The organism is Sulfurovum sp. bin170 (genome assembly GCF_010892395.1).
Classification (GTDB): domain Bacteria; phylum Campylobacterota; class Campylobacteria; order Campylobacterales; family Sulfurovaceae; genus UBA1140.
On record NZ_JAACKB010000245.1, the window covers coordinates 1 to 2,854 of the forward strand.

3 protein-coding genes are annotated in these 2,854 nt (G+C 34.2%); all 3 read right to left on the reverse strand.

Translation table 11 applies throughout. The features are described 5' to 3' along the window. Positions 1-208: 208 nt before the first annotated feature. Positions 209-1,048 carry a LysM peptidoglycan-binding domain-containing protein gene (locus tag GSY74_RS05885; RefSeq protein WP_164664172.1) on the reverse strand — a complete coding sequence of 280 codons (840 nt, stop codon included), beginning with the start codon at positions 1,046-1,048 and terminating at the stop codon, positions 209-211. A gap of 58 nt (positions 1,049-1,106) precedes the next feature. Beyond that, entirely contained in the window at positions 1,107-1,904 is a 798-nt protein-coding gene (locus GSY74_RS05890; RefSeq protein WP_164664173.1) for a hypothetical protein, read from the reverse strand. Beyond that, positions 1,901-2,854: pitrilysin family protein (locus GSY74_RS05895; protein WP_164664174.1), on the reverse strand; the 954-nt coding region annotated here is incomplete at its 5' end. The genes GSY74_RS05895 and GSY74_RS05890, both read right to left, overlap by 4 nt.

The following is a 2,854-nucleotide window of genomic DNA, read 5'->3' on the forward strand; positions in this document are numbered from 1 at the left end:
AAAGAGTGGCTGGTATGGAGAAATCTAAAACTTGCACTTAGAGAAAAACTATCTACAGAAGATAATATAATGGAAAGTATTCAAAGGTGTTTAGATATAGAGAGAAAAAAAGCTTCGGTAGTCGTCAAAAAATAAAAACGAATCCCAATGAAAAATTGGGAAAGTGAGAAAATTCTTGATGGGTATTAACTTATCCATATCTTTTCTCTCATCTTGGCACATAAATCTTTTGCCCAAGATGAAGAGTGGTAGAGCTACTCTTTATACTATAGTTGGCATTTATAATTCTCTGAAACTTCATAGAATTACCATAAAACTTCTTTGAAATAGAGGCTAAAGTATCTCCTTTTCTAATAATAACCACTCTTGCGTTGCGTCTCTTTGGTTTTTCTCTTTTAATAGTCTCTTCTTTTACTACTTTTTCAATTTCTATCTTTTTAGTTTCTACTTTTGGACTCTCTACTTTTTTAGGTTCATTACTATTAACTATTTTTTGGACACTCTGTGACAACTCCTCAATGGTCTCAATTTTAGGCTTTTTCTCTCCATTGTGACTATTTGTAACATTTAACTCTCTCTCTTTGCTAATTTTTGGAGTGACAGTTGCAACAATCTCTCTCTCTTTATTAACTATTATGGGGGAGGTCTCTGTAGTAGATATTGGTGAGATAGTAGGAGTTAACTCTTTTTGCTCTTTTTTATCTTCTAATGGAGTAGGAGAAATAGTTGTAATTAACTCTTGTGTAGTCTCTTTTTGCTTACTAGAGTTTAACTCATTATGATGATTTGCAACAGTTGGAACAACCGTTTCTTTAGGTTGATTTGTCCCATCTTGTAGATAATTAAATCCCAAATATCCCACAATACCAACTGTTCCAAGGAGTAGACCTAGTAAAATTTTTTTACGATTATCACCCTCCTGCTCATTATCATCATAGTGAGATGTTACCTCCTCTTCCATTTGATGCATATGTCTCTCTTTATGCTTTAATCTCTCTCTTCTTTCTTTTTCGTACTCTTCTTTATCGTAGTTATGAATATCAAACATCCAAAATCCCCCAAGTTATATTTTTCTTTGGATTATAACATAATCCCAATTACCCTACTCAAGCTTTAGGCTCGGCAATATCATTAGCAATAAGTGCCGACAGTCCCATAATAACCGTAAAAATCATCATAATAGGAATCATCAAAACCATTATCAACAGATAAAACAGAGGTGATATAGATAGCATAATTGACAAAAGTAATCCTAGCAGAAGCATAAATCCAAGAAGGACTAATGAAAAAAGAGATATATATTTAAAATACCCACCAGTCATCGCCTTACGCCAATAGTTTGCAGAGAACATTCTCATCACAGCAAAAAACCCCTCTTTGAAATTCTCTGCCAAAATTACATTTGCTTGAACGATAGGAAACACATACGATAAAACAAGTAGTCCCAAAAGAACTAAAATAGGAGTTAGTGGTATCTCTATATCTTTGGCTGTTGAGGTAGCATGAGCCATCTCTTGCATGTTTGCACCAAGAGAGAGAGCAACTGTGAAGCCTACTACAATAGCAAACAGTATCCAACCCATATAAGCACCTATGGCTGTTTTTGTCTCTGTATCAATAATATTTTGTAAACTGCTCTCCTCTACAGCTTTAGCAAACTCACTCATACCCTCTGCTTGGTAGAAAAGTTTTCCTACATATATCTGAACAGCCATCACAAAGATACCAGAGGCGATACTAAATAGTATTCCTATAGCTGGTATCAAACCCAGTATACTCAATAGAAAGTGAACTCCTATAATCGCAAAGGCTAAACCTCTATTTAGTTTGAAAAACTCCCATCCTATGCGAAATGGATTTTTGATTGGATTCTCTATGGCTTGGTCTATAAGTCGTTGACTCATCTTTTATCCTCCTTTTTTGGATTTAACTCTGCTTGTAAGACATCCTCTACAAATATCTCATTTGCAATCTTTTTTACATCATCTTTTGATACTCTATCTACCAATTTAGGCAGTTCAAATATATCCTCTAGTGGAGTACCATATCTATAGCTATCAACCATATAAGCTAACCAATAGTAGTTCTCCCTCATAGCAGTCTCGTAGCTTTTATGGAATTTCTTTCTATGCACCGCTAACTCTTCATTGGTCACTGAACCTTTTTTTAGAGTCTCTATAGCTCCATACACCTCGGAGATTAGCTCTGCTCTTCTTTTGGGGTCACAAGAGAATTTTATCTTGGTTTTTGACCTATTTTTCTCTAGTCTTGAAATTCCTGTACTAACTCCTATCCCATATACACCTGACTTCTCTTCACGGATAAGCTCTCTTAGCCGTACTTTTAATATACTACTCATAGCATCAAGTGCTAATTTTCGTTTTTTGGTGTATGCCAATTTGCTTTTAAATAGAATGGCTACATTTGATATATCTTCATTGTTATAGGCTTTTATAAACTTCTGACTACCTTCAAGATACTCTCTTTTTCTATCTACAAAACGCTCTTCTCTCTCTTTCGTAGGTAGATTCCCTAGATATTTGGCGATAAGCTTCTCAATCTTTTCAACCTCTATATCACCAACAATCGCAAAATGAAAGTTATTCATATCAGAAAATCTATCTCTAAATATCTTTAACATATCATCACTGCTCAATCTATCAACACTCTCATTTGTATCATAGATGATTCTTGGACTGTTTTTATAAAAATGGATAAAAAACTCTTTGGTAAATTTTGTTTTTGGATTTTTTTCCTCCTGCCCTGCTATATACTTTAGATGTTTTTGTCTATTTTTTGCAATAGTCTCATCTATCGTAGGTTTAGTCAACTTTAGATACATAAGCTCAAACAT